The organism is Caballeronia sp. M23-90 (genome assembly GCF_053574605.1).
Window position 1 is genome coordinate 1 of sequence record NZ_JBSIPA010001037.1, and the last position, 262, is coordinate 262.

Annotated in this window: 1 protein-coding gene; it reads left to right on the top strand. The window is 61.8% G+C overall.

The window, feature by feature from the left end; genetic code table 11:
* Positions 1–262: transposase (locus ACRXB1_RS37685; protein WP_449494976.1), on the top strand; the 262-nt coding region annotated here is incomplete at both ends.

Genomic DNA, 262 nt, shown 5'->3' on the forward strand with positions numbered 1-262 from the left:
GTCGGCTTGCCGATGGACGGGACCGTGTGGGACCACTCGACGTTCAGCAAGAACCGCGACCGGTTGCTCGAACACGACGTGCTGGTGTTGCTCTTCAACGAGACAGTCGAGACCGCGCGCGAGCGCGAGTATCTTTCCGGGGAACACTTCAGCGTCGACGGCACGTTGATTCAGGCATGGGCCGGGCACAAGAGCTTTGTGCCCAAGGCAAGTCCAGACGATGATGACACGCCTCCTGACGAACCGCCCGCGCCGAATGACA